Source organism: Saccharothrix sp. NRRL B-16314, from assembly GCF_000716595.1.
Taxonomy (GTDB): Bacteria; Actinomycetota; Actinomycetes; order Mycobacteriales; family Pseudonocardiaceae; genus Actinosynnema.
This window is the reverse complement of the sequence record NZ_JNXC01000003.1, coordinates 1-22,177: the sequence shown is the minus strand read 5'-3', so window position 1 is coordinate 22,177 and position 22,177 is coordinate 1. Positions and strand designations below refer to the sequence as shown.

Here is a 22,177-nt window from a genome sequence, read left to right as displayed (position 1 = left end):
GTCGCGGGTCGGGCGGGCCCGATCCATAGGTTCACGACATAAGTGAACGTTGATCGAGACTTTCGAACCACGGTGCGGTAGCTGTGCGCGCGGACTCGGTTACGAGGGGTGCTCACCTGTGCAGGGAGAGGGTGGCGTGGCGCCGTGACCGGTGGCCCACGTCGCCTCGGCCGGGTCCGCCGTGAGGCCGAAGTCGAGGTGCGCGCCCTGTGCGAGTCGGTCGTAGTCGAGGAACGCCTTGTCCCTTGGCACGGCACCGACGTTCAGCGACCGTACATATTGGAGCGTGGACGGGTCCGCGCCGGCGGCGGTGATGGTGATGTCGCGGCCGTTCTCCAGGTGGATCACCGCCCGGCCGAACCTCGGCGCGTTGAGCACGAACTCCCCCGTGCCGGGTGTCACCGGGTACAGGCCAAGCGCGCTGAACACGTACCACGCAGACATCTGGCCCAGGTCGTCGTTGCCCGTCACGCCGTTCGGCGCGTCCACGAACAGCGTCTGCGCCGCGCGCACCACGGCCGACGTCTTCCACGGTTGGCCCACCAGCGCGTACATCCAGGGCACGTGCAGGTCCGGCTCGTTGTTCGGGTTGTAGCGGAACTGGTCGTAGTAGTCATAAGGCCCGACGACCCACTTGTCCCGGACCGCTTTCGCCGGGTCCGCGATCAGATCCGGGTACGCGAAGAAGTCGTCCAACCGGGCGAGGGACGCGTCCTTGCCGCCCTGGCGTTCGACCAGGCCGGGCACGTCCTGCTGCGCCAGCCACTGGTACTGCCACGCCGTGCCCTCGTGGAACCCGTCCGGCCCCTGCGGGGTGAACGGGTCCAGCCACGCGCCGTTGCCCAGTTTGGGCCGGGGGAAGCCGGTGAAGCCGCGGTCGGACACCGTGCCGTCCCACAGCACCCGGTAGTTGAGCCCACGCTCCCGCAACGCCGCCGCGTCGTCGGCGTGGCCCAGTCCGGCCGCCATGATCGACAGCGAGCAGTCCGCCAACGCGTACTCCAACGTCGCCGACGCGCCGTGGTGCGGGTCGACGTCCTGGCCCTTCTTGGGGAAGCCCTTGTCGTACTGCACGAAGCCGTTCGCGAGGTACGAGGGGTTGCCCGACCGCCCCTCGAACGGCGACGACGCCGGCGGCACGGTGGTCGCGTTCTGCCGCAACGCCCGGTACGCCTGCTCCTCCAGGCCTTCCAGCGCGCCGAACCGCCACAGGTCCACCAGGAACGGGGTGACCGGGTCGCCCGTCATGGTGTTCGTCTCCTGGTTGGCGTACGCCCACCGGGGCAGCCACCCGCCCTGCTCGTGGACCGCCAGCACCGACCGGGCGATGTCCTTCGCGCGCGCCGGCCGCAGCAACGCCAGCAACTGGTTGTGCGCGCGGTAGGTGTCCCAGAGGGAGAAGTACTCGTAGTACGTCCAGCCGTCGGCCCGGTGCACCCGGTCGTCGAACCCCCGGTACCGGCCGTCCACGTCGTTGCCCGTCAACGGCTGCAACAACACGTGGTACAGCGCGGTGTAGAAGACCGCGCGGTCCGCCCCTTCCGCGGAGACCTCGACGCTCGACAACTCCCGCCGCCACGCGTCCTGCGCCGCCGCGCGCACCGCGTCGAACGACTTGCCCCTCGACTCGGCGAGGTTCTTCGTCGCCCCTCCGGCGTCCACGTGCGAGATCGCGGTGGCGACGGTGACCGGGCCTTCGTCGAACGTCACCCACTGGCCGCGCAGCCCCGGTCCACCCTCCGCGCCGCCCCAGTTGCCGGTCGCCGCGAACGGCCGGTCGAACGTCGTGGTGAAGTACGTCGTGTACGGCTTGCCGCCGCAGAACGCCTGCGACACCACGGTTCCCGCCAGCGTCCGGTCGCCCACGACCCGGATGGAGCTGGCGACGCATACTCGCGGAGAGTGCCGGGGTGCCATCAACCCCGCGGTCGAACTGTTTTCCGGGTCGAGACGGGTCGGGTCGTTGACATCCGTGAACGCGGGGTGTGTGATTCGGCCACTATGACAACGTTGTCCCCGAACGGCGTGGTAGGCGCGCGCAAGGTGCGGCGGGCCACGATGAACGACGTGGCCCGGCTGGCCGGCGTCAGCATCAAGACCGTCTCCCGCGTGGTGAACGATGAGGCGGGCGTGCACCCGGCCACCGCCGAGCGGGTGCTCGCGGCGATCGACCAACTGGGGTTCCGACGCAACCTGAGCGCGCGCAACCTGCGGCGCGGCTCGTCCACCGGCACCATCGGCCTCGTGCTCGAAGACGTCGGCAACCCGTTCTACTCCGGTGTCACGCGGGCCGTCGAGGAGATCGCGCGGCTGCGCGGGCGGCAGGTCATCACCGGATCGTCCGACGAGGACCCGGCGCGGGAACGCGAGCTGTCGCTGGAGTTCTGCTCGCGGCGGGTGGACGGGCTGCTGATCGTGCCCGCCGGCCTGCAGCACGGGTACCTGGTGCCGGAGATGCGGACGGGCACGCCGGTGGTGTTCCTGGACCGCCCGGCCGGTGACGTGGTGGCGGACACCGTGCTGGTGGACAACATCGGCGGCACCGTCGAGGCGGTGGCCCACCTGGCGTCGTTCGGGCACCGACGGATCGCGTTCCTCGGTGACGCGCCGGACATCTTCACCGCCAACGAACGCCTGCGCGGCTACCGCGAGGGCTGCGTGCGCGCCGGCCTCGGCTACCACGAGTCCCTGGTGGTCATGGGGCCGCACGACGAGGAGTCGGTGCGCGCGGCCCTGCACGGCCTCCGCAACGCCGCCGAACCCGCGACCGCGGTCGTGACGGGGAACAACCGGATCACCGTGCACGCGGTGCGGGCGCTGGCCGGGTGCACCGCGCGACCCGCCCTCGTCGGCTTCGACGACTTCGAGCTGGCCGACCTGCTGTCGCCGCCGGTGACCGTGATCGCGCACGACGCGAGCGCGCTCGGCAAGGCGGCGGCGGACCTGCTCTTCACCCGGCTGGACGGCGACGCGTCCCCACCGCGCCGCGTAGTCCTGCCGGTCCGTTTGGTGGCCCGTGGATCAGGAGAGGTTCCAGCATGAGTTCCCTCGAGTCCTCCGCTCAGACACCGCGAGTCGCGCAGTCCGGCACGGTGCACCCGCCGGTCGAGCCCATCGCGCTGGAGGCCAACCAGCCCCGGCAGTTCTACCGGGGCGGTGCGGCGATCGCGGCGTTCCGGCGCCGGGACGACGCCGACCGCGGGCCGGAGGACTGGGTCGCGTCGACCACCACGCAGTTCGGCAAGGACGAGCCGGGGCTGACCCGGCTGCCGGACGGTCGGTGGCTGCGGGACGCGGTGGCGGCGGACCCGGTGTCGTGGCTGGGTGCCGAGCACACGGCGGAGTTCGGCGCGGACCCGGCGCTGCTGGTGAAGCTGCTCGACGCCGGGCAGCGGCTGCCGGTGCACTGCCACCCGTCGAACGCCTTCGCGTCCGCCCACCTGGGGTGCCGGCACGGCAAGACCGAGGCGTGGATCGTGATGGGCACGGCCGGCCCGGACCCCACCGTCTACATCGGGTTCCGCGAGGACGTACCCGCCGCCGTCGTCGCCGAGTGGGTGTCCACCCAGGACTCGGAGGCGATGCTGCACGCGTTGAACCCGGTGAAGGTGTCGCCCGGTGACACGGTGTTCGTGCCCGCCGGCGTGCCGCACGCGATCGGCGAGGGCGTGTTCATCGTCGAGCTCCAGCAGCCGACGGACTTCTCCGTCACGTTGGAGTGGCGCGGTTTCCTGGCCGACGCCGAGGCCGGGCACCTCGGCCTGGGCTACGACAAGGCGTTGGACTGCGTGGAGCGCCGGGCCCAGTCCCCGGACCGCCTGGTGCGGCGGACGCAGGCGTCGACCGGCGTGTCGGTGAACCTGTTCGACGCGCAGGCCGACCCGTTCTTCCGCGCCGACCGGCTGCACGTGTCCGGCACGGCGGCGTTGGAACCCTCGTTCGGGGTGTTCGTGGTGCTGGAAGGCGCGGGGACGCTCGGTCCCGTCGCGGTGCACCGGGGCAGCACGGTGGTCGTGCCGCACGCGGCCGGCGAGGTCGTGGTGACCGGCGACGTCGTCGCCATCCGGTGCAGGCCGCCGGCGGTGTAGGCCGCCAGTGGTCGAGCCTTTGGAGCCGAGATCCGGCGCCTACCGGATCTCCGCCTCGGCGAACTCCCCGAAACCGCGCGCCGGGCGGCCGGTGACGCGTTCGACGGTGTCGGTGACCCGGTCTTCCGCCCCTGCGGCGATGCCGGTGTCGAGCGCGGCCAGCACGGCGGCGTACGCGGCGGGGATGCCGTGTCCGGTGAAGCGCTCGGCCAGTTCGTCCGCCGTGACGGTCCGGTGGACCACCGGCCGGCCGAGCCGCCGCGCGACGATCGCGGCGGCGTCGGCGTAGCTCAGCGCCTCGGGACCGGTCAGCAGGTGCTCGGTGTTGTGCGGCACCTCGTCGACCAACGCGTGCCCGGCGACGGCGGCGATGTCCGTCGCGTCCACGAACGCCACCCGGCCGTCCCCCGTCGCGGTGACGATCTCGCCGCTGCGCGCGTCCCGCGCGAGGGGGCTCTGACCGGTGAAGTTCTGCATGAACCAGGACGGCCGCAGGATCGTCCACTCGGGCGCGGTCGTGCGGACCAGGTGGTGCACGGCGCCCAGCCCCGGCGCGCCCTCCGGCACCGCGGACGAGCTGAGCTGCACGACCCGCCGAACGCCCTGACGTGCGGCTTCCGCCAGGAACGGCTCCACCGACGGCACCGGGTCGGGCTCCGTCAGCGGCCCGACGAGGTAGACGGCCGACACCCCGCGCAACGCGGGCGCGTGGGTCTCCCGGTCCGCCCAGTCGAACCGCACCTGCCCGGCGACGGTCGGCCTGCGCGTCGCCGAGCGGACCACGACGCCGCGGCCGGCCAGGAAGGCGGCGACCCTCGACCCGGTCGTGCCGGTCGCGCCGAGGACCAGGACCTCAGACATCCGCACCACCGGAGAACGCGGCGTTCAGCTCGTCCGAGCCGCCCATCGCCTCGGCCGCCGCCAGCGGGTCCCAGTACTCGCGGTAGTGCCGGATCTCGCCGTCCCGGGCGGTGACGACCGCGATGTAGCGCAGCCGGTACGGCAGCCCGGTGGCGACCACGACGCCGGCCGCCTCGAACTCGACCACCACCACCTCCGGGTCGGCGGTCCGGTGCAGGACGCGGTCGGCGATGTCCCGGACGTCGAGCAGGTCCGGGTAGCCGCGCAGGTACTCGTGGACCGCCGCCCGGCCCTCGACCCGCCGCGGGTAACCGGGTGGCGCGAACGGGAACTCGATCACGCCGTGCTCCGCCCACAGCCCGGCGAAGGCCGCCATGTCCTTGGCGAGCAGGAGTTCCAGGGCGTGTTCGACCAGCTCATCGGTGTTCACCGGGATGCTCCTCAGGTTTGGACGGTACGGTCCCGTCCCGACCAAACGTACACGGGACGGGTCCGTACCGTCCACTCGCTAGGATCGCCGCCATGAGCCCCCGCACGCCCACCGGCGCAGCCGTGCTGCAAACCGCCGTCACCGAGGCCATCGCCGAAGCGGTGCTGGCCGAGTTGGCCGAGCACGGCTACGCCCGGCTGTCGATGGAGGCCGTCGCGAAACGGGCCGGCGTCGGCAAGAGCGCGCTCTACCGCCGTTGGCCGTCCAAGCAGGAGATGGCGACGTCGGTCATCTCCGAGGCCACCGCGGCGCAGGCGCCGCCGACGGCGGACACCGGCTCGCTGCGCGACGACCTGCGCGAGACGGTGAACGCTCTCATGGCCTGGCTCGCGCACCCGCTGTTCTCACGGATCCTGCCCGACCTGGTGGCCGAGATGGCCCGCACGCCGGAACTGGGTGGTGTCGTCGACGCCGTGGTCTGCGGACCGCGACGCGAACTCGCCGCCACGATGTTCCGGCGCGCCGTCGAACGCGGTGAGCTGCGCGCCGACGTCGACCTGGAGATCGCGCTCGACCTGTTCGCGGCGGCGATCTACTGGCGGCTCACCGTCCGCGCCGCACAAGCGGAACCCGGCTACGTCGACGAGCTGGTCGACACGATCCTCCGCGGCATCGGCCCCTGACCGGCCCCCGCCCTAGAGGTACTTGTTCGCCAGGTCCGAGTACTCCTTCTCCAGGTCGTCCGCCAGGTAGGCGACGTACGCCCAGGGCACCTCGTGCACGTGGTCGCGCATGCCGAGCAGGTGGCGCTTCGCCCGCTGCGAGTCCTCGGCCAGGGCGAACGCCGCCGCGAACAGGTTGTGCGCCTGCAGTGCCCGCGGGTGCGGCCTGGTCGGGGTCGAGTCCCACTTGTCCGCCGCGGTGGCGATCTCCTCGCGGTGCCGGCCGAAGTACCGCATCTTCAACGTCGCGATCTTCAACGCCGACCGCGCCTGCACCGCGTCCTCGAACTCCTCCAGGAAGATCTCGAAGTGCGCCAGCGGCAGCATCGCCACCACCGGGTCGCCGGGCGGCGCGGCGTCCACGCTGCCCTGGGCGAACGCCATCATCTCCTCGGCCGAACCGCCCCACTTGGCCGCCAGGATCTGCAACCGGGTCCAGTGCGCCGGGTACAGCGACGCGCACCGGGCGACGATCTCCCGCCACACCTCGTCCTTCTGGTCCCGGTCCACCTGCAACCCGAGCCCGGCGGTCTGCAACTGCGCCCACGGCACCGCGTCGTTCGGCAGGAGCTTCGCGGCCTCGTGCAGCGGGCCGACGGCCTTGCGGAGAGTGCCGAAGAAGACCTTGAACCGGTCCTTGCCGACGCTGTCCGCCCGCCCCGAGCCGCGGATCGCCCACGCCTCCCGGATGAACGCCGTGCCGGCCAGCAGCCACAGGTCCGGGTCGGTGTTCTTCTTCGCCAGCTCCAGCAGCTCGTCGGCGTGGCCGATGGCGTGCTCGCCCAGCACCTCGACCCGCAGCGCCCGCACCTCCGGCTCGTCCCGGCACTCGGCGAGCACCGTCGTCGCCGCCCTCAGGTGACCCGCGTCCATCTCCTCGGCCGCGATGTCCAGGATCGCGTCGTCGTAGGTGTGGTCCCGCACCACATCGCGGGCAACCGCGGCAGGCCGCTTCCTCCGGAAAATCCCCACTCCCGCGACCTTACTTTCCTCCGAGCCCGAGCGGCTTAAGTCTTTCGTAGAGCCGAACAGCGCCTTTCTGCGGTTGTGCTCCAGCCTACTTGCGCGATGGGGTGAAGCCCTCGACGGAGGGGGAAACCATGCGAGGAAGACTCGTTGCCGCCGTGTCCGCCGCCCTGCTCGCCGCCGCGCTGCCGACCCAGGCGCAGGCCGAGCCGGAGCCGCTGCCGGACCGATCCATCACGTGGTCGGCGTGCGCCGACATCGAAGGGCTGGAGTGCGGGACGTTCCAGGCACCGTTCGACTGGCGCACGCCCGACGACGGCCGGGAGATCACCATCGCGGTGAGCCGGCTCAAGCCCCGCGGGGGCGAGGCGAAGGGTTCCGTGTTGACCAACCCGGGCGGTCCGGGCGGACCGGGCCGGACGTTGCCGCTGCTCTTCGCCGGTCGCGCCAAGCTGGTCGACAACATGGAGATCATCGGCATCGACCCGCGCGGGACGGGTGCGAGCACGAACATCACGTGCGGCGGGCTCGACTGGCTGTCCGTCACCGACCCGCGCGACCGCAGCCGGGCCAACACCAAGCTGCTCTACGACGCCGCCGAGCTCCAGGCCACCGCGTGCCGGACCCGCTCCGGCGAGTTCGGCAAGGTGGTCAACACCGAGCAGACGGTCCGCGACCTCGACCTGCTGCGGCAGCTGCTGGGCCGGGAGAAGGTCAGCTGGATCGGCTACTCGGGCGGCAGCTGGATGGGCGCGTACTACGCCACCTACTTCCCGAACCGGGTGGACAAGTTCGTGCTCGACTCGAACACCGACTTCACCACCACGTTCCAGGACATCTTCGACGACTTCGGCTACGGCTTCGAACGCCGGTTCCGCACCGACTTCCTGCCGTGGGTGGCCGAGTACGACGGGCTCTACCACCTCGGCACGACCGGTGAGCAGGTACGCCAGGTCTACGAGGCGACCCGCGCGAAGCTGGCCGCGAACCCGCTGCTGCTGGACGGCGGGACCACGGTCGACGGCGTCCGGCTGGACCTGGTGCTGTTCCGGGCGCAGTACAGCAAGTACTCCTTCCCCGAGGCCGCGGAAGCGCTCGCGTGGCTCAGCCAGGTCGCGACGTCCGACGTGAAGGCCCTGGCCGGGGCTCCGGCGGCGTTGGCCCAGTACCCGGACGCTGCCAACGCCACGCTGTACGCCATCACGTGCAACGACACGAAGTTCCGCCACAACCGCGCCACGCTGGCCGCCGAGGGCGAGCGGCTGGGCCGGCAGTACCCGCTGTTCGGCTACTACCAGGTGCTCGCCCCGTGCGCGTTCTGGGACCGGCCGAAGCTGGACCTGAAGACGCCCACCGGCAAGGGCGTGCCGCCGATCCTCATGGTGCAGTCGGTGCGCGACCCGGCGACGCCGCTGGAGGGCGCTCAGCGCGCCCACCGCAACTTCGAGGGTTCTCGGCTGCTGACCGTGACCGACGAGGGCGACCACGGCGTCTACGGCTTCGGCAACGGGTGCGTGGACGACGTCGTGGAGTCGTTCATCGTGGATGGGAAGGTGCCGACGGCCGACCTGACCTGTCCGGGCGTGCCGCTGCCCGACCCGACCGCGCCCACCGCCGCGGCCACCCGCCCGCTCGTGGGCTGGCCGTTGTAGCGGCTAGATCGCGCCGGTCTGCCGCCTGCGGGCGGCGTAGACACCGGCTTCGGTCCGCCGGTCGAAGCCGAGCTTGTGCAGCAGCGAGGAGACGTAGTTCTTGACCGTCTTCTCGGCCAGGTACAGCCGGTTCGCGATCTGCCGGTTGGTCAGGCCCTCGGCGATCAGGTCGAGGATCCGCCGCTCCTGCGGGCTCAACGCCGCGTAGCGCGGGTCCTCGACCGGGCCGCCGCGCAGCCGTTGCAGCACGGTCGCGGTGACGCCGGAGTGCAGCAGCGAGCCGCCCGCCGCCAGCGTGCGGATCGCGGACACCAGGTCGTTCCCGGAGACCTGCTTGAGCAGGTAACCGGCCGCGCCCGCCATGATCGCGCCGAACAACGCCTCGTCGTCCGAGTACGACGTCAGCATCAGGCACGCCGGCGGCGGCTGGACCGTCGACCGGATCTCCCGGCACACGGTGACGCCGTCACCGTCGGGCAGCCGCACGTCGATCACGGCCACGTCGGGCCGGTGGAACGCGGCGGCGGACACGGCCGTGGCGGCGCTCTCCGCCTCACCGACGACCTCGATGTCCGGCTCCACCGCCAACAGCTGTTGCAGACCACGGCGCACGATCTCGTGGTCGTCCACTAACAGCACCGAGATGGACATGGTTCCCACTTCCCTACGCCGACACCAACGGCACGCACCACGTCACGCTCACGCCACGGCCCCCGGCCGACTCGACCTCGCACGAACCGTCCCACCTGGCCGCCCGCGCCGCCATGTTGACCAAGCCGCCGGTGTGCCTGCCGCGCCGGGTCGGCAGGCCTTCGCCGTCGTCCCGCACGACCAGCCGCAACTCCGTCGCGGCGCGGTCCACCACGACCTCCACCTCGACCTTCTTCGCCGACGCGTGCCGCGCGGTGTTGGCCAGCGCCTCGCGCAGCGTCGCCAGCAGGTCCGGCCGCACCTGGTCGGGCACCACCGAGTCGATCGGCCCGTCCATCGCCAGCGACGGCTCGAAGCCGAGCAGCCTGGCCGATTCCTGCACCACCTTCATCAGCTGCGCGCGGAGGTCTGCCGCACCGGCCGGCGGTTCCTGCAACGAGAAGATGGTGCGCCGGATCTCCCGGATGGTCTGGTCGACCTCGGTCACGAAGTCCGCCAGCCGCTGCGCCACCACCGGCTGCTCCACCAGCCCGTTCATGCTCTGCAACCCGAGGCCGAGCCCGAACAGCCGCTGGACGACCAGGTCGTGCAGGTCGCGGGCGATCCGGTCGCGGTCCTCCAGCACGGCCAGCCGCCGTCCCGCGCCGGTGGCCCGGGTGAACTCGAGGATCAGCGCGGCCTGCCGGGCGAACGACTCCACCAGCGCCACGTCGGAGGCGTCGAACGCCCGCTTGTCCCGGGCGCGCGCCACCATCAGCACGCCGAGCACCCGTTCACCGGCGGCCAGCGGCACGAACACCACGGGCCCGATCCGGTCGTGGCCGGGCAGCCCGTCGAGCACCTCGGCCCGGCCGCTGTCGAACACCTCGCGGGCGGGGCCGCCCTCGTCCGCCACGCCGAACCCGCGCCCCTCGCCGTCGAACACGCGGACCGACAGGTCGCCCTGCACGTCGGGCAGCGCCAGCAGCGCGTTCACGCCGTCCGCGGCCAGCCGGGCGCGCACCGCCACCAGGCGCAGCGCATCCCGGTCGGGGGTGCCCGTGAGCAGCGCGTTCGTCACCTCGTTGGACGCGCGCAGCCACACCTCGCGCTGCCGCGACTGCTCGTAGAGCCGGGCGTTCTCGATCGCGATGCCCGCCGCCGCGGCCACCGCCACCACGATTTCGTGGTCGGCGCGGCTGAAGTCCGCGCCGCCCTCCTTGTCGGTCAGGTAGAGGTTGCCGAACACCTCGCCGCGGACGTGCACCGGCACGCCGAGGAAGCCGGGCGCGGACGGGTCGAACGCCGCCGAACCGGGCTCGTCGGAGTCGGCGTGGTGGCCGTCGCCGTAGGTGAACTCCAGCAGCTGCCGGTTCGGCCCGACCACGGCCAGCGCGCCGTACCGGGCGCCGACCAGGCTGCACGACGACTCCACGATCCGGCGCAGGACGTCCGGCAGCGACAGGTCGCTGGCCAGGGACACGACCGCGGCCAGCAGCCGGTGCAGCCGTTCCTGCGAGACGAGCACCTCGGCGGTCCGGTCGGTGAGTTCGCGCACCAAGCCGTCCAACCGCACCGCGGCGTTCGCGTCCGGGGATCCGGGCACCCGAGACCACCCTCCGGTTCGGAGGATTCCGAGGTTAACGCCTTCTAGCGGGGGATGCGACGGCCCGTCAGGAGTTCGAGGTCGACCACCAGGTAGCGGTCGTGGCCGCCGTACCCGCGCGAGGCCAGGGGCAGCTCGCGCAGCCGGGCCAGCCGCGGCTCGTCCACGACCTCGGAGACGTGGCCGACCGCCATCACGGACCAGCCGCGGGACAGGTCGGGGGCCACGTCGTCGATCTGGAACGCCACTATCGTGTCCCGGGCGACGAGGGTCGCGCTGCTCTCCGGCACGCGGAGGACGACGCACTCGCCGTCGAGCACGAACACGACGGGGTGCACCACCGGCAGTGCCCTGTCGGTGTAGACCAGGCGGCCGACGGCGGCTGTGCCGAGCAGCTCCAGGCATTCCTCGCGGGAGAGGACCTGAAGTCCCGCGGAGTCGTACATCGCACTCCTTCGCCCCCGGTCGCCGGACTAGAACGTTCGGCGTTGTGATCGTCCTTGCCTAGAGTCGGAAGTCCCGGCTTCCTCGGTTCCCACCCGGATGGGGGATTTCCACCATGGCGTCGCCTGATGTGCCCGCGTTCCTCCGACGCCTCGGCCTGACCGAGGCCGAACCGCCGGGGGTGGCCGCGTTGACCCGGTTGCACCAGGCGTACGTGGAGCGGGTGCCGTACGAGACGGTGGAGATCCAGCTCGGCCGGCTGACGTCGATCGACCCGCGCGACTCGGTGGCGCGGGTGCTGTCCGGCCTGGGCGGGTACTGCTTCCACCTCAACGGTGCGCTGGCCGAGCTGCTGCGCGCCCTCGGGTACCGGGTGACGCGGCACGCCGGCGGCATGCAGATGACGCCCGACGCCGAGCCGGTCATCACCCGCAACCACGTCGTGCTGAACGTCCACGACCTGCCGGACTCCGACGACACCTGGTTGGTGGACGCCGGTCTGGGTGACGGCCTGCACTCGCCGCTGCCTTTGAGGGAGGGCACGTACCGGCAGGGCCCGTTCACGTTCGGCCTGCGGCCGTCGGTGGTCGCGCCGGGCGGGTGGCGGCTGGCGCACGACGTGCGGGGCAGCTTCGCCGCCATGGACTTCGCGCCCGAGCCGATCACCGACATGGCCCACTTCACCGACCGGCACGTGCACCTGTCGACGTCACCCCGGTCGGGGTTCGTGCGCACGTTCGGCGTGGTGCGGACGGACGGCGAGGGGTGGGACGTGCTGCGCGCCCTCACCCTGTCCCGGATCGCGGAGACCACGACCAAGACGCTGCTGGACCGCCCGGACGACTGGTTCGCCGCGCTGGCCGACGTCTACGGCCTGGTCCTGCCCGCCGAGGACCGCGACCCGTTGTGGCGCAAGGCGGTGTCCCAGCACGAGGCGCGCTTCGCGCGGGCGACGGCCTAGAACTCGGTGAAGTGCCGCACGAACCCCCGGTAGAGCTGCGGCGCGAACCGCTGCAACGCCAGGTCGAGCATCGGCCCGCCGGTCTCGTCCGCCAACGGGATCCAGTAGCCGTACGTGTTCTTCGGGATGCTGCGGTAGGTGGCGGCGAACCCGTTCTCCTCCCGGGGCACCAGGTGCAGCCACAGCGACGGCTTGGTGCCACCCGTCCGGGACAGCCCCACCCCGCGCAACTCGTACCACGGCACCGCCCAGGAGCCGTTCTTCTCCTCCCAGCGCAGACCGTGCGCCTCGACGACCAGGCGGCGCAGCCGGGCCCGGCGCCGCCAGATCCCACCGCCGACCAGTCCGCCGACCCCCACCAGCGCCCCGATGACCAGGGCCGCCACGTGGCCGTCCGACCAGGCCAGGATCATCACCAGGCCGCCGAACGCGGCCAGCCCCAGCTGCACCGCGAGCGCGACCCGCCGCTCGGTGCGGTTGCCGAACGGGATCTCGACCTCGTTCACGTCGGCACCACGGACGTCAGTTCCCCCTGCATCACGCGCCCACCCCTTCGACCAGTCGATCAGCCGCAGCGTAGGGGTCCAGCTCACCCGCCACGACCCGCTTGGCGAGAGTTCCGAGCGCGGACGCACCGCGCAAGCCGCCGATCCGGGAACGCAGCCCCGCCAGCGCGATCGCCTCGATCTCGCCCGCCGCCCTGGTCGCCCGCCGCCGGTCCAGCTCACCGCGTTCCACCAGCCAGGCGCGGTGCGAGTCGACGGCGTCCACCAGGTCGTCCAGGCCCTCGGCGCGCGAGGCGACCGTCTTCACCACGGGAGGCCGCCACAGGCCTCCCTCCCGGTCCCGGCGGCCCAGGGAGATCATGTGCTTGAGGTCGCGCGCGGTCTGGTCGGCGCCGTCGCGGTCGGCCTTGTTCACCGCGAAGACGTCCGCGATCTCCAGGATGCCCGCCTTCGCGGCCTGGATGCCGTCACCCATGCCCGGCGCGAGCAGCACCACCGTCGTGTCGGCCAGCGACACCACCTCGACCTCGGACTGCCCGACCCCGACCGTCTCGACCAGCACCACGTCGCACCCGGCCGCGTCCAGCACGCGCAGGGCCTGCGGCGTGGCCCAGGACAGCCCGCCCAGGTGACCGCGGGTGGCCATGGAGCGGATGAACACGCCGGGGTCGGTGGCGTGCTCGCCCATCCGCACCCGGTCGCCGAGCAGCGCGCCGCCGGAGAACGGCGACGACGGGTCGACGGCCAGGACGCCGACGCGTTGGCCACGCCTGCGGTAGGCGGCGACCAGCGCCGACGTGGACGTCGACTTGCCAACGCCCGGAGCACCGGTCAAGCCGATGACCTGGGCGTTCCCGCAGAACGGCGCCAGCGCCGCGGCCACCTCGCGCAGCTGCGGGCTGGCGTCCTCCACCAGCGAGATCAGCCTGGCGACCGCGCGCGGTTGTCCGTCACGCGCGCGGTCGACCAGTGCTGCTACGTCAACGGTGCGGGCCACACCGCTAGGCCTTGGGCACGCGGACGATCAGGGCGTCGCCCTGACCACCGCCACCGCACAGGGCAGCCGCCCCGACACCGCCGCCGCGGCGCTTCAGCTCCAGGGCGAGGTGCAGCGCGATCCGGGCGCCCGACATGCCGATCGGGTGACCCAGGGCGATCGCACCGCCGTTGACGTTGACCTTGTCCTCAGCGATGCCGAGTTCCCGCGTGGAGACGAGGCCGACCGCGGCGAACGCCTCGTTGATCTCGACCAGGTCCAGGTCGGCCGGGTCGATGCCCTCCTTGGCGCACGCCGCCTTGATCGCGTTCGCGGGCTGCTCGTGCAGGCTCGCGTCCGGACCGGCCACCACGCCGTGCGCGCCGATCTCGGCCAGCCAGGTCAGGCCGAGCTCCTCGGCCTTGGCCTTGCTCATCACGACCACGGCCGCCGCGCCGTCGGAGATCTGCGACGCCGAGCCCGCGGTGATGGTGCCGTCCGCGGCGAACGCCGGGCGCAGCTTGGCCAGCGTCTCCACGGTGGTGTCGCCGCGCACGCCCTCGTCGGTCGCGAACAGCACCGGGTCGCCCTTGCGCTGCGGGATCGAGACGGGGGCGATCTCCTCGGCGAACACACCGTTCCCGGCGGCCTTCGCGGCCAGCTGGTGCGAGCGGGCCGAGAACTCGTCCTGCTCCTCGCGGGTCAGGCCGTAGCGGGCGTTGAACTTCTCCGTGGAGGAGCCCATCGCGACCTGGTCGAACGCGCAGAACAGGCCGTCGTGCGCCATGTGGTCGATCATCGACACGTCGCCGTACTTGAACCCGCCGCGCGACTTCGGCAGCAGGTGCGGCGCCTGGGTCATCGACTCCTGGCCACCCGCCACCACGATGTCGAATTCACCCGCACGGATGAGCTGGTCGGCCAGCGCGATCGCGTCGATGCCGGAGAGGCACACCTTGTTGATCGTCAGCGCGGGCACCGACATCGGGATGCCGGCGTTCACCGCGGCCTGGCGCGCGGGGATCTGGCCGGCGCCCGCGGTGAGCACCTGACCCATGATCACGTACTGCACCTGCTCGGGCGCGACACCGGCCCGTTCGAGGGCCGCTTTGATCGCGACGCCACCGAGCTGGGCGCCGGAGAAGTCCTTCAACGATCCGAGCAGCCGCCCCATCGGGGTTCGCGCCCCGGCGACGATGACGGAACCGGACACAACAGCCTCCACAGCGGGTGTAAGCGAGTGTTAACACGCCACGATACCCAGCGTTACCGCGCGGTAGCCTGTGAGGCGTCGCACAGCAGGACCTGCACCGATTCGGTCATTACCCTTCCCTGCCATGGAAGAGATCCGAGCGTTCGTCACGGCCGTCGACCACGTCGGGATCGCCGTGCCCGACCTCGACCGGGCCATCGCGTTCCACCGGGAGCACTTCGGTCTGGTCGTCGCGCACGAAGAGGTCAACGAGGAGCAGGGCGTGCGCGAGGCGATGCTGCGCGCGCCGGGCGACGACGGCACGGGAGCGGGCGTCCAGCTCCTCGCGCCGCTGACGGCCGAGTCCACCATCGCGAAGTTCATCGACCGGGCCGGGCCGGGGCTCCAGCAGCTGGCCTACCGGGTGTCCGATGTGGACGCCGCGTCCGAAGCGCTGCGCGCCAAGGGGATGCGGCTGCTGTACGACACGCCGCGGCGCGGTTCGGCCGACAGCCGGGTGAACTTCGTGCACCCCCGGGACGCGGGCGGCGTCCTGGTGGAACTCGTGGAGCCGGCCGCCTCGTCGTCCCACTGAAAGCCCTCGCCGGGGTTCAGTCGAGCGCGGGCCGCCCCGGCGCCGACCCCGGCCGTTCGAGCGCGGCGGCCACGAAGGTCAGCTCCAGGTCCATCCGGTCGTCCTCCGGCGCGTGCCGGGCGACCGCGTGCCGGTAGCTGACCGCGAGCGCGAGCAGCGCCGAGGCGCTGTCCACGTCCTTCGCCGCCACCGCCGCCCCACCGGCCGCGATGATGACGTTGCGGATCTGCCGGACGACCGACCGGTAGCGCTCGTGCAGCGCGTCACGCACCGCGGTGTGCGTGTCCGCCTCGCGCCACAGCAGGTGGCTGAGCAGCGGTGACGCGTTCAACCGGGCGTCCAGCGCAGCGACCAGCCTGCGCAGGCTCTCCGCGATGTCGCCGACCACCACGACCCGGCGCGCGTCCACCGTGCCGTCCGGCAGCCGCTGCACGAGTGCCGCGAGCAGGTCGGTCTTGCGGCGGAAGTAGTAGTGCACGAGCCCCTTCGGCACCGCGGCACGCTCGGCGATGCGCGAAGTCGGCGTGGCGTCGAAGCCCGACTCGGCGAACAACTCCTCGGCCGCTCGCAGGATCCGGTCACGGGCCGACGAGTCCTCTGCCAATGCATCTCCTGTGTTGGATTGCCGCTGCTCCGCAGACGGCGGGCTCGGTCGCCTGGAAGTCGACCGCTCGCGACCCATTTTCCGACGATCGAAGAGCGTGATCGCCGGAAAATGTGCCGCGAACGATCGACGCGACCTCGCGGGGCGTGACCTTCGTGAGCGAACGTGACCTCGCGGGGGGGCGTGAGCTAGTGAGCTAGCGCGACCTCGCGGGGGCGCGAACTCGTGAGCTAGCGCGACCTTGCGGGGTGGCGTGAGCTCGCGAAATGGTCGGGGGGGGTGTTGCCGACCTGCGGGTCGGATCGAATCAGGCCGTTCCGGGTAGGCGGGTGCTGTGCGCGGCGTTCGCCAACGGAAGTGCCATCGCGCCTGCCGCGACGGTCAGCACGCCGCCGACCCACGAAATCCACGCCGCACCCGTCAGGTCGCTGTAGCCGATCACCCACGGTGACAGGAACAGCAGCGCACCGAGCACCATCTGGAACCACTCGCCGTAGACCATCCCGGGCATCGCGAGCGATGCGAGGCCGTCGATGGCGATCAGCGCCCCGAGCACGACCATCGTCCACATGGCGCCCGTGGAGGTCTCCACCACCAGGGGCGAGAGCAGAACGAGGGTGCCGATGGCGACCTCGGCCCAGTCCTGCCACCTGGTCCACGCCTTTGCCATGACCACTACCTCCGTCCTCCGTCCTCTGCCTCGGACACCACCGATGGTGCGCTTGGTTGGCCGCCCGGTCAAGGACAACCGATCGGGCGAAATGCCAGTGCAGTGCCTCACAGCTGTGGGTTCTGAATCGGTTACCCGTGGGTAACCTCCGGCAACCTGCGTGGACCTGGGCGCCACCACATCCCTACTCACCCCCAAATGGGAGGGAACGCCGTGCGGAAGATCCTCGACGCGATCCTCGCCGATGAACTGGACGCGATCGGATCACTGGACGTACCGGAGAGTTACCGGGGCGTGACGGTGCACGCCGACGAGGTGGCGATGTTCGAAGGGCAGGCCACCAAGGACAAGGACCCGCGCAAGTCGCTGCACGTCGACGAGGTCCCGACGCCCGAGCTGGGCCACGGCGAGGCGCTGGTGGCGGTGATGGCCAGCGCCATCAACTACAACACCGTGTGGACCTCGATCTTCGAGCCGCTGTCGACCTTCGCGTTCCTCAAGAAGTACGGCGGCCGGCACGACCAGCCGTTCCACGTGGTCGGCTCCGACCTTGCCGGCGTGGTGCTGCGCACCGGTCCCGGCGTGACCTCGTGGAAGCCCGGCGACCGGGTCGTCGCGCACTGCCTCGACGTGCAGCTGGAGCACCCGGACGGGCACAGCGACACCATGCTCGACCCGGAGCAGCGGATCTGGGGCTTCGAGACGAACTACGGCGGCCTGGCCGAGATCGCGCTGGTCAAGGCCAACCAGCTGATGCCGATGCCGGCCCACCTGACGTGGGAGGAAGCGGCGTCACCCGGCCTGGTGAACTCCACCGCGTACCGGCAGCTCGTGTCGACCAACGGCGCGAACATGAAGCAGGGCGACACCGTGCTGATCTGGGGTGCGTCCGGCGGCCTCGGCTCGTACGCGACCCAGTTCGCGCTGAACGGCGGCGCGACCCCGGTGTGCGTCGTGTCGTCGCCCGAGAAGGCCGAGATCTGCCGCAAGATGGGCGCGGAGCTGATCATCGACCGCAGTGCCGAGGGCTACAAGTTCTGGAAGGACGAGCACGAGCAGGACGTGCGCGAGTGGAAGCGGCTCGGCGCGAAGATCCGCGAGCTGACCGGCGGCGACGACCCCGACATCGTGTTCGAGCACCCGGGCCGGGAGACGTTCGGCGCGTCGGTGTACGTGGCCCGCAAGGGCGGCACGATCGTGACGTGCGCGTCCACCAGCGGGTTCATGCACCAGTACGACAACCGGTACCTGTGGATGCACCTCAAGCGGATCATCGGCTCGCACTTCGCGAACTACCGCGAGGCGTGGGAGGCCAACCGGTTGGTCGCCAAGGGGAAGATCCACCCCACACTGTCCAAGGTGTACTCGTTGGAGGACACCGGGCAGGCCGCGCACGACGTGCACCGCAACGCCCACCAGGGCAAGGTCGGCGTGCTGGCGCTGGCTCCGACCGAAGGGCTCGGCGTGCGCGACCACGCGCTGCGTGCGGCGCACCTGACCGAAATCAACCGATTCCGGGGCGTGTAAAGCGAAATCACCCTTGATGTGCGGCCGGCAGGTGCCGGCCGCACGTCAAGAGCGGGTAGCGTGAGCGGCATGGGCCTCGCCGACGACCGTGACCTCGTCCCCCTGGGATCCGGCTTCGACATCGTCAAGCGCGGGTACGACCGCGCCCAGGTCGAGGACCACCTGGAACGCCTCGACTCCGACCTGCGCCTGCTCGCGGCCGACCGCGACGCGGCGGTGTCGCAGACCAACGACCTGACCCGGCAGCTCGAAGCGGCCCGGTCGGAGATCGCCGAGCTGCGCGGCCAGGTGGAACGGCTGTCGCTGCCGCCGACCACGCTGGAAGGGCTGAGCGAGCGGTTGCAGCGGATGCTGCGGCTCGCCCAGGACGAGGCGAACGAGATCAAGGCGCGGGCCGAGGCCGAGGGCGGGCACATCCGGGCCAAGGCCGAGGCCGACGCGGGGGTGCTGCGCACCCGGTACGAGAAGCTCATCGCCGAGCTGGACCAGCGTCGCGCCGACATGGAGGCCGAGCACCGGGGCGTGCTGGAGAGGGCGCGCGCCGAGGCCGAGCGGGTCGTGGGCGAGGCGCAGGCCGAGGCCGCCCGGTTGGACGCGGAGTCGCTCCAGCGGCGGAACACGATCGAGGAAGACTTCGAGATCGCGATGGCGGCCCGGCGGGTCGAGTCGATGAAGGTGCTGGCCGAGCAGGAGGCGTCGTCGAAGGGCGAGGCCGAGCGGCGGCTGCGCGAGGCGGCCGAGGAAGCCGCGCGCGTGCGTGCCCAGATCGCCCAGGAACAGGCCGCTTCGAACGCCGAGGCGCAGCGCTTGGTGCGTGAAGCGACCGAAGAGGCGAACCGCCGTCGCCACGACTCCATCAGCGAGGCCACCGCCCGCGTCCAGGAGGCGACCGACGAGGCGAACCGCCGGGTGCGCGAGGCCACCGAGGACGCCAACCGCCGCGTCACGCAGGCCACCCAGAAGGTCGACGCCCTCAGGCAGCTCCGCAACCGCCTGTCCCAGCAGCTGCACTCCGTCCGCACGGCCCTGCACGACGTAACCCCCCTCCTCGACCCGCTAGAGGAAGAACGCCCCACCACCCCCACCACTCCCGCTGCCCCTCCCGCCTCCGGCACCCCTGCCGGCAACACCCCCTCCACCCCGGCCGGCGGCACCCCGGGCGGCGGCACCCCGACCGGCGGCACCCCCTCCACCCCCCCCGGGCCACCCTCGGCTCCCCCCACCGCACCACCCGCCGCAGCCTCCGGCTCCGGTGCCGGGTCGAGCTCCGGTGCCGGGTCGGGCTCGGGCTCCAGGTCGGGCTCCGGCGCCAGCCCGGCCAGGCCCAAGAACCCCCAGCCCACCCCGGCCGAAGCCGACAAACCGTCCCCGGACGGCCCCACCCAGAAGATCGCCCGCCCCAACCCCCGGGCCAACGCCGGCAAGCGCTGACCGCGAGAGTCCTACCTTCCCGCCCCGTGAGTCCTACGTTCAGAACGCGTGAGTCCTACGTTCAGAACGCGTGAGTCCTACGTTCAGAACGCGTGAATTCAACGCTCAGAACACGCGAGCCCGCCGCTCAGGCACTGCACGGTGAGGGACCGGGAGCCGGCCGAAGAGAACCGCGCCGTCACACACCGGTGCGGTGACGCCAGTCCAGTACCGCCGAGGCGAACGCGTCCGGCGCCTCCACCGGCGTCAGGTGCCCGGCACCCGGCAACTCGACGTACTCGGCCTGCCGCAGCACCGCTGCCAGCTCCCGGGCCGACGCGGGTGGCGTGAGGGCATCGTGCTCACCCACCAGCACCAACGCCGGGACGTCCACCGACGCCAGGACCTCCGTCGAGTCCGGCCGCGCGGCCATCGCCCGCTGCGCCCACACCACCTCCGCCGGGTCCTGCCGCAAGATCAGCTCCCGCACCCTCCCGACCACCGCCGCGTCCGCCGCAGGCCCGAGCAACCCACCCGTCGCCGCGTCCGGCACCCACCCGACGCCCTCGGCCTCGACCCGCGCGGCCATCGCCAGCCGGTTCGCCCGCGCCTCGTCCGCGTCCGCGCTGGCACGCGTGTCGGCGAGCACCAGCCCGGCCACCCTCGACGGGTCCCGCCGCAGCACGGCCATCGCCACGTACCCACCCATCGAGCACCCGCCGAGCACCACCCGCTCGATCCCGCGCTCGTCCAGCAGCCGCAGCACGTCGTCCGCAACGACCATCAGATCGGGTGAACGATCACCGCCGCGCTGGTCGGGCGTGACCGGTTTCAGCAGGTCACGCACCCCGTCCCACATGCGCGAGTCGAACGGGAAGGCGTGCAGCAGTACCAGCGGAGCAGCTTCCACACCGGTGTCCATACCCCGAATTGTCGGACCCCACCTCTACCTTCGTCCGCATGACCTCCAACCCGGAACCGGACGAGATCCGAACCGACCGCCTCCTGCTGAGGCGAGTCGGCCCGGGTGACGTGCGCTCCGCGATCGCGGTGATGTCCGATCCGGAGACGAACCGCTTCAACCCGGGCGGCGCGCCGTCCGCGGAGAAGGCGGCGAAGATGCTGGTGGAGTGGCAGGCCCACTGGGCACGTGACGGCATCGGGTACTGGGCGGTGGAGCTGCCGGAGACCGGGGAGGTCATCGGCTTCGGCGGCCTGCGCCACCACGAACTGGACGGGGAACCGACGTTCAACCTGTTCTACCGGTTCCGCCCTCGGCACTGGGGTCGCGGTTACGCACCGGAGATGGCACGCGCGGCCGTCGACTGGGCGAGCCGGGTCCGGCCGGACCGTCCGGTGGTGATCATCACCGATTCCGACAACACGCCCTCCCAGCGCGTCGCGGAGAAGCTGGGCTTTGCGCACGTGGGCGACAGCACGACCGCTGAGGGACCGGTGCTGGTCTGGCGGCGTCAGGAGGCCACGATGGTCACTTGACGCCGTTCGTGGGGGCCGGACCAGGTGCGCGGCAACGGCGTGGGCACCTCGGGCACGGCCGCGGACACGATCGCGTCCAGCACCTTGTCGGCGTGCCCGACCATGAGGTGCTTGGCGCCGGGGAAGTCGACCACGTCCGCGGTCGGGATGTCCGCGCCGAACCGCCGCCTGGCCTCGGCCGGTGGCAGGTAGGTGTCGAACTCCGGCACCAGGCACACCACCGGTTTGCCCGCGCGCGCCCAGACACGCAGGTGATCAGGCTCGCTCCAACGCAGAGGAGGTGAGATCAGGACGGCACCCTCGACCAGCGGGTCGCACCCGTGCATCAGAGCGAGGTCGGTGCCGAACGACCAGCCCACGAGCCACACCGAGGGCAACCCCCGATCGGCCGCGAACGCCAAGGCTGCGGCGACGTCCAGTCGCTCGCCGACGGCGTGGTCGAACGCGCCCTCGCTGCGCCCAGCCTCGCTGAGGGTGCCACGCGTGTTGAACCGCAACACCGCGAGGTCGGCCAGGGCGGGCAGCCGCCACGCCGCCTTGCGGTAGAGGTGGGAGTCCATCATGCCGCCGTGAGTCGGCAGCGGGTGCAGCAGCACGACCGTGGCGCGTGGGTCCCGGTCTACGGGCAACGCCAGTTCACCGACCAACGCGAGCCCGTCTTCGGTCTCCAACGTCACCGCTTCCCGGCGTGCCGGGAGCACTGTGTCGGCCTTGATCCGGACTTCGTCGACCACGACAACATCCTGCCGGCCGCCGGATCAGTGGTGGCGGCACGGGCGCGGGTCGGGTGAGGGGTGGTGTGGGCGCGGGTCGGGGACGGACGGGGCGGGGCGGCGGGGG

The 22,177-nt window shown here is 71.8% G+C and carries 22 protein-coding genes and 1 pseudogene; 9 read left to right on the top strand and 14 right to left on the bottom strand.

The window, feature by feature from the left end:
* Positions 1-99: 99 nt before the first annotated feature.
* Positions 100-1,884: pseudogene (locus tag OQ02_RS07095) on the bottom strand (GH92 family glycosyl hydrolase); the annotation flags it as partial.
* Between the two features lie 174 nt (positions 1,885-2,058).
* On the opposite strand from OQ02_RS07095, the gene OQ02_RS07090 reads away from it, so the two are divergent.
* Both OQ02_RS07090 and OQ02_RS07085 read left to right on the top strand, forming a co-directional pair.
* Complete coding sequence (locus tag OQ02_RS07090; RefSeq protein WP_033437922.1) at positions 2,059-3,042, top strand: LacI family DNA-binding transcriptional regulator; 984 nt, start codon at positions 2,059-2,061, stop codon at positions 3,040-3,042.
* Positions 3,039-4,088 carry a class I mannose-6-phosphate isomerase gene (locus OQ02_RS07085; protein ID WP_231499903.1) on the top strand — a complete coding sequence of 350 codons (1,050 nt, stop codon included), beginning with the start codon at positions 3,039-3,041 and terminating at the stop codon, positions 4,086-4,088. The genes OQ02_RS07090 and OQ02_RS07085 overlap by 4 nt, the downstream gene beginning before the upstream one ends.
* A 39-nt stretch (positions 4,089-4,127) precedes the next feature.
* On the opposite strand, the gene OQ02_RS07080 is transcribed toward OQ02_RS07085, so the two are convergent.
* Both OQ02_RS07080 and OQ02_RS07075 read right to left on the bottom strand, forming a co-directional pair.
* Positions 4,128-4,949, bottom strand: a complete 822-nt coding sequence (locus OQ02_RS07080; protein ID WP_033437920.1) for an NmrA family NAD(P)-binding protein — start codon at positions 4,947-4,949, stop codon at positions 4,128-4,130.
* A complete protein-coding gene (locus OQ02_RS07075; RefSeq protein WP_033437493.1) occupies positions 4,942-5,379 on the bottom strand; it encodes a nuclear transport factor 2 family protein in 438 nt (145 codons plus the stop codon). The genes OQ02_RS07080 and OQ02_RS07075 overlap by 8 nt, the downstream gene beginning before the upstream one ends.
* 92 nt (positions 5,380-5,471) lie before the next feature.
* Here OQ02_RS07075 and OQ02_RS07070 point away from each other — a divergent pair, with 92 nt between their 5' ends.
* A complete protein-coding gene (locus OQ02_RS07070; protein ID WP_033437492.1) occupies positions 5,472-6,062 on the top strand; it encodes a TetR/AcrR family transcriptional regulator in 591 nt (196 codons plus the stop codon).
* A 12-nt stretch (positions 6,063-6,074) separates the two neighbouring features.
* On the opposite strand, the gene OQ02_RS07065 is transcribed toward OQ02_RS07070, so the two are convergent.
* Positions 6,075-7,073, bottom strand: a complete 999-nt coding sequence (locus tag OQ02_RS07065) for a hypothetical protein (protein ID WP_231499902.1) — start codon at positions 7,071-7,073, stop codon at positions 6,075-6,077.
* A 128-nt stretch (positions 7,074-7,201) separates the two neighbouring features.
* On the opposite strand from OQ02_RS07065, the gene OQ02_RS07060 reads away from it, so the two are divergent.
* Positions 7,202-8,719, top strand: a complete 1,518-nt coding sequence (locus tag OQ02_RS07060) for an alpha/beta hydrolase (protein ID WP_033437490.1) — start codon at positions 7,202-7,204, stop codon at positions 8,717-8,719.
* 3 nt (positions 8,720-8,722) lie between these two features.
* Here the strand turns inward: OQ02_RS07060 and OQ02_RS07055 are convergent, their stop codons facing one another.
* Genes OQ02_RS07055 through OQ02_RS07045 form a run of 3 tightly spaced genes read right to left on the bottom strand, consistent with a single transcriptional unit; the run spans position 8,723 to position 11,401 of the window.
* Complete coding sequence (locus OQ02_RS07055) at positions 8,723-9,370, bottom strand: response regulator (protein ID WP_033437919.1); 648 nt, start codon at positions 9,368-9,370, stop codon at positions 8,723-8,725.
* A gap of 13 nt (positions 9,371-9,383) precedes the next feature.
* A complete protein-coding gene (locus OQ02_RS07050; protein WP_081915449.1) occupies positions 9,384-10,955 on the bottom strand; it encodes a GAF domain-containing sensor histidine kinase in 1,572 nt (523 codons plus the stop codon).
* A gap of 44 nt (positions 10,956-10,999) precedes the next feature.
* Positions 11,000-11,401: a pyridoxamine 5'-phosphate oxidase family protein gene (locus tag OQ02_RS07045; RefSeq protein ID WP_033437489.1), complete on the bottom strand. Its 402-nt coding sequence runs from the start codon at positions 11,399-11,401 to the stop codon at positions 11,000-11,002.
* Between the two features lie 113 nt (positions 11,402-11,514).
* On the opposite strand from OQ02_RS07045, the gene OQ02_RS07040 reads away from it, so the two are divergent.
* A complete protein-coding gene (locus tag OQ02_RS07040; RefSeq protein ID WP_033437488.1) occupies positions 11,515-12,360 on the top strand; it encodes an arylamine N-acetyltransferase family protein in 846 nt (281 codons plus the stop codon).
* Here OQ02_RS07040 and OQ02_RS07035 read toward each other — a convergent pair.
* Genes OQ02_RS07035 through OQ02_RS07025 form a run of 3 tightly spaced genes read right to left on the bottom strand, consistent with a single transcriptional unit; the run spans position 12,357 to position 15,055 of the window.
* Positions 12,357-12,866, bottom strand: coding sequence for a hypothetical protein (locus OQ02_RS07035; RefSeq protein ID WP_033437487.1), 510 nt, complete (start codon positions 12,864-12,866; stop codon positions 12,357-12,359). The two genes, OQ02_RS07040 and OQ02_RS07035, sit on opposite strands and share 4 nt — an antisense overlap.
* A 31-nt stretch (positions 12,867-12,897) precedes the next feature.
* A complete protein-coding gene (meaB, locus tag OQ02_RS07030; protein ID WP_033437486.1) occupies positions 12,898-13,863 on the bottom strand; it encodes a methylmalonyl Co-A mutase-associated GTPase MeaB in 966 nt (321 codons plus the stop codon).
* Between the two features lie 4 nt (positions 13,864-13,867).
* Positions 13,868-15,055 (bottom strand): acetyl-CoA C-acetyltransferase, encoded by a 1,188-nt coding sequence (locus tag OQ02_RS07025; RefSeq protein WP_033437485.1) that lies wholly within the window; start codon positions 15,053-15,055, stop codon positions 13,868-13,870.
* Positions 15,056-15,179: 124 nt separating this feature from the next.
* Between OQ02_RS07025 and mce the strand changes: the two genes are divergently transcribed.
* A complete protein-coding gene (gene mce, locus OQ02_RS07020; RefSeq protein ID WP_033437484.1) occupies positions 15,180-15,629 on the top strand; it encodes a methylmalonyl-CoA epimerase in 450 nt (149 codons plus the stop codon).
* Positions 15,630-15,645: 16 nt separating this feature from the next.
* On the opposite strand, the gene OQ02_RS07015 is transcribed toward mce, so the two are convergent.
* Together OQ02_RS07015 and OQ02_RS07010 are read right to left on the bottom strand one after the other, a co-directional pair.
* Positions 15,646-16,233, bottom strand: a complete 588-nt coding sequence (locus OQ02_RS07015) for a TetR/AcrR family transcriptional regulator (protein WP_033437483.1) — start codon at positions 16,231-16,233, stop codon at positions 15,646-15,648.
* A gap of 307 nt (positions 16,234-16,540) precedes the next feature.
* Complete coding sequence (locus OQ02_RS07010; protein ID WP_033437917.1) at positions 16,541-16,903, bottom strand: SPW repeat protein; 363 nt, start codon at positions 16,901-16,903, stop codon at positions 16,541-16,543.
* Positions 16,904-17,101: 198 nt separating this feature from the next.
* Here OQ02_RS07010 and ccrA point away from each other — a divergent pair, with 198 nt between their 5' ends.
* Together ccrA and OQ02_RS07000 are read left to right on the top strand one after the other, a co-directional pair.
* Positions 17,102-18,430 carry a crotonyl-CoA carboxylase/reductase gene (ccrA, locus tag OQ02_RS07005; RefSeq protein ID WP_033437482.1) on the top strand — a complete coding sequence of 443 codons (1,329 nt, stop codon included), beginning with the start codon at positions 17,102-17,104 and terminating at the stop codon, positions 18,428-18,430.
* Positions 18,431-18,499: 69 nt separating this feature from the next.
* Positions 18,500-19,861, top strand: coding sequence for a chromosome segregation protein (locus tag OQ02_RS07000; protein WP_033437916.1), 1,362 nt, complete (start codon positions 18,500-18,502; stop codon positions 19,859-19,861).
* 178 nt (positions 19,862-20,039) lie between these two features.
* On the opposite strand, the gene OQ02_RS06995 is transcribed toward OQ02_RS07000, so the two are convergent.
* Positions 20,040-20,762 (bottom strand): alpha/beta fold hydrolase, encoded by a 723-nt coding sequence (locus tag OQ02_RS06995; protein WP_442973577.1) that lies wholly within the window; start codon positions 20,760-20,762, stop codon positions 20,040-20,042.
* Between the two features lie 38 nt (positions 20,763-20,800).
* Between OQ02_RS06995 and OQ02_RS06990 the strand changes: the two genes are divergently transcribed.
* Positions 20,801-21,337 (top strand): GNAT family N-acetyltransferase, encoded by a 537-nt coding sequence (locus OQ02_RS06990; RefSeq protein WP_033437481.1) that lies wholly within the window; start codon positions 20,801-20,803, stop codon positions 21,335-21,337.
* Here OQ02_RS06990 and OQ02_RS06985 read toward each other — a convergent pair.
* Positions 21,313-22,071, bottom strand: coding sequence for an alpha/beta hydrolase (locus OQ02_RS06985; protein WP_197043237.1), 759 nt, complete (start codon positions 22,069-22,071; stop codon positions 21,313-21,315). The genes OQ02_RS06990 and OQ02_RS06985 overlap by 25 nt on opposite strands.
* Positions 22,072-22,177: the final 106 nt, after the last annotated feature.

Bases quoted from the DNA above. Each gene is read 5' to 3' on its own strand.
- OQ02_RS07090 (WP_033437922.1), top strand. From the start codon at position 2,059: ATGAACGACGTGGCCCGGCTGGCCGGCGTCAGCATCAAGACCGTCTCC.
- OQ02_RS07085 (WP_231499903.1), top strand. From the start codon at position 3,039: ATGAGTTCCCTCGAGTCCTCCGCTCAGACACCGCGAGTCGCGCAGTCC.
- OQ02_RS07080 (WP_033437920.1), bottom strand. From the start codon at position 4,949: ATGTCTGAGGTCCTGGTCCTCGGCGCGACCGGCACGACCGGGTCGAGG.
- OQ02_RS07070 (WP_033437492.1), top strand. From the start codon at position 5,472: ATGAGCCCCCGCACGCCCACCGGCGCAGCCGTGCTGCAAACCGCCGTC.
- OQ02_RS07060 (WP_033437490.1), top strand. From the start codon at position 7,202: ATGCGAGGAAGACTCGTTGCCGCCGTGTCCGCCGCCCTGCTCGCCGCC.
- OQ02_RS07055 (WP_033437919.1), bottom strand. From the start codon at position 9,370: ATGTCCATCTCGGTGCTGTTAGTGGACGACCACGAGATCGTGCGCCGT.
- OQ02_RS07045 (WP_033437489.1), bottom strand. From the start codon at position 11,401: ATGTACGACTCCGCGGGACTTCAGGTCCTCTCCCGCGAGGAATGCCTG.
- OQ02_RS07040 (WP_033437488.1), top strand. From the start codon at position 11,515: ATGGCGTCGCCTGATGTGCCCGCGTTCCTCCGACGCCTCGGCCTGACC.
- mce (WP_033437484.1), top strand. From the start codon at position 15,180: ATGGAAGAGATCCGAGCGTTCGTCACGGCCGTCGACCACGTCGGGATC.
- OQ02_RS07010 (WP_033437917.1), bottom strand. From the start codon at position 16,903: ATGGCAAAGGCGTGGACCAGGTGGCAGGACTGGGCCGAGGTCGCCATC.
- ccrA (WP_033437482.1), top strand. From the start codon at position 17,102: ATGGGAGGGAACGCCGTGCGGAAGATCCTCGACGCGATCCTCGCCGAT.
- OQ02_RS07000 (WP_033437916.1), top strand. From the start codon at position 18,500: ATGGGCCTCGCCGACGACCGTGACCTCGTCCCCCTGGGATCCGGCTTC.
- OQ02_RS06995 (WP_442973577.1), bottom strand. From the start codon at position 20,762: ATGGACACCGGTGTGGAAGCTGCTCCGCTGGTACTGCTGCACGCCTTC.
- OQ02_RS06990 (WP_033437481.1), top strand. From the start codon at position 20,801: ATGACCTCCAACCCGGAACCGGACGAGATCCGAACCGACCGCCTCCTG.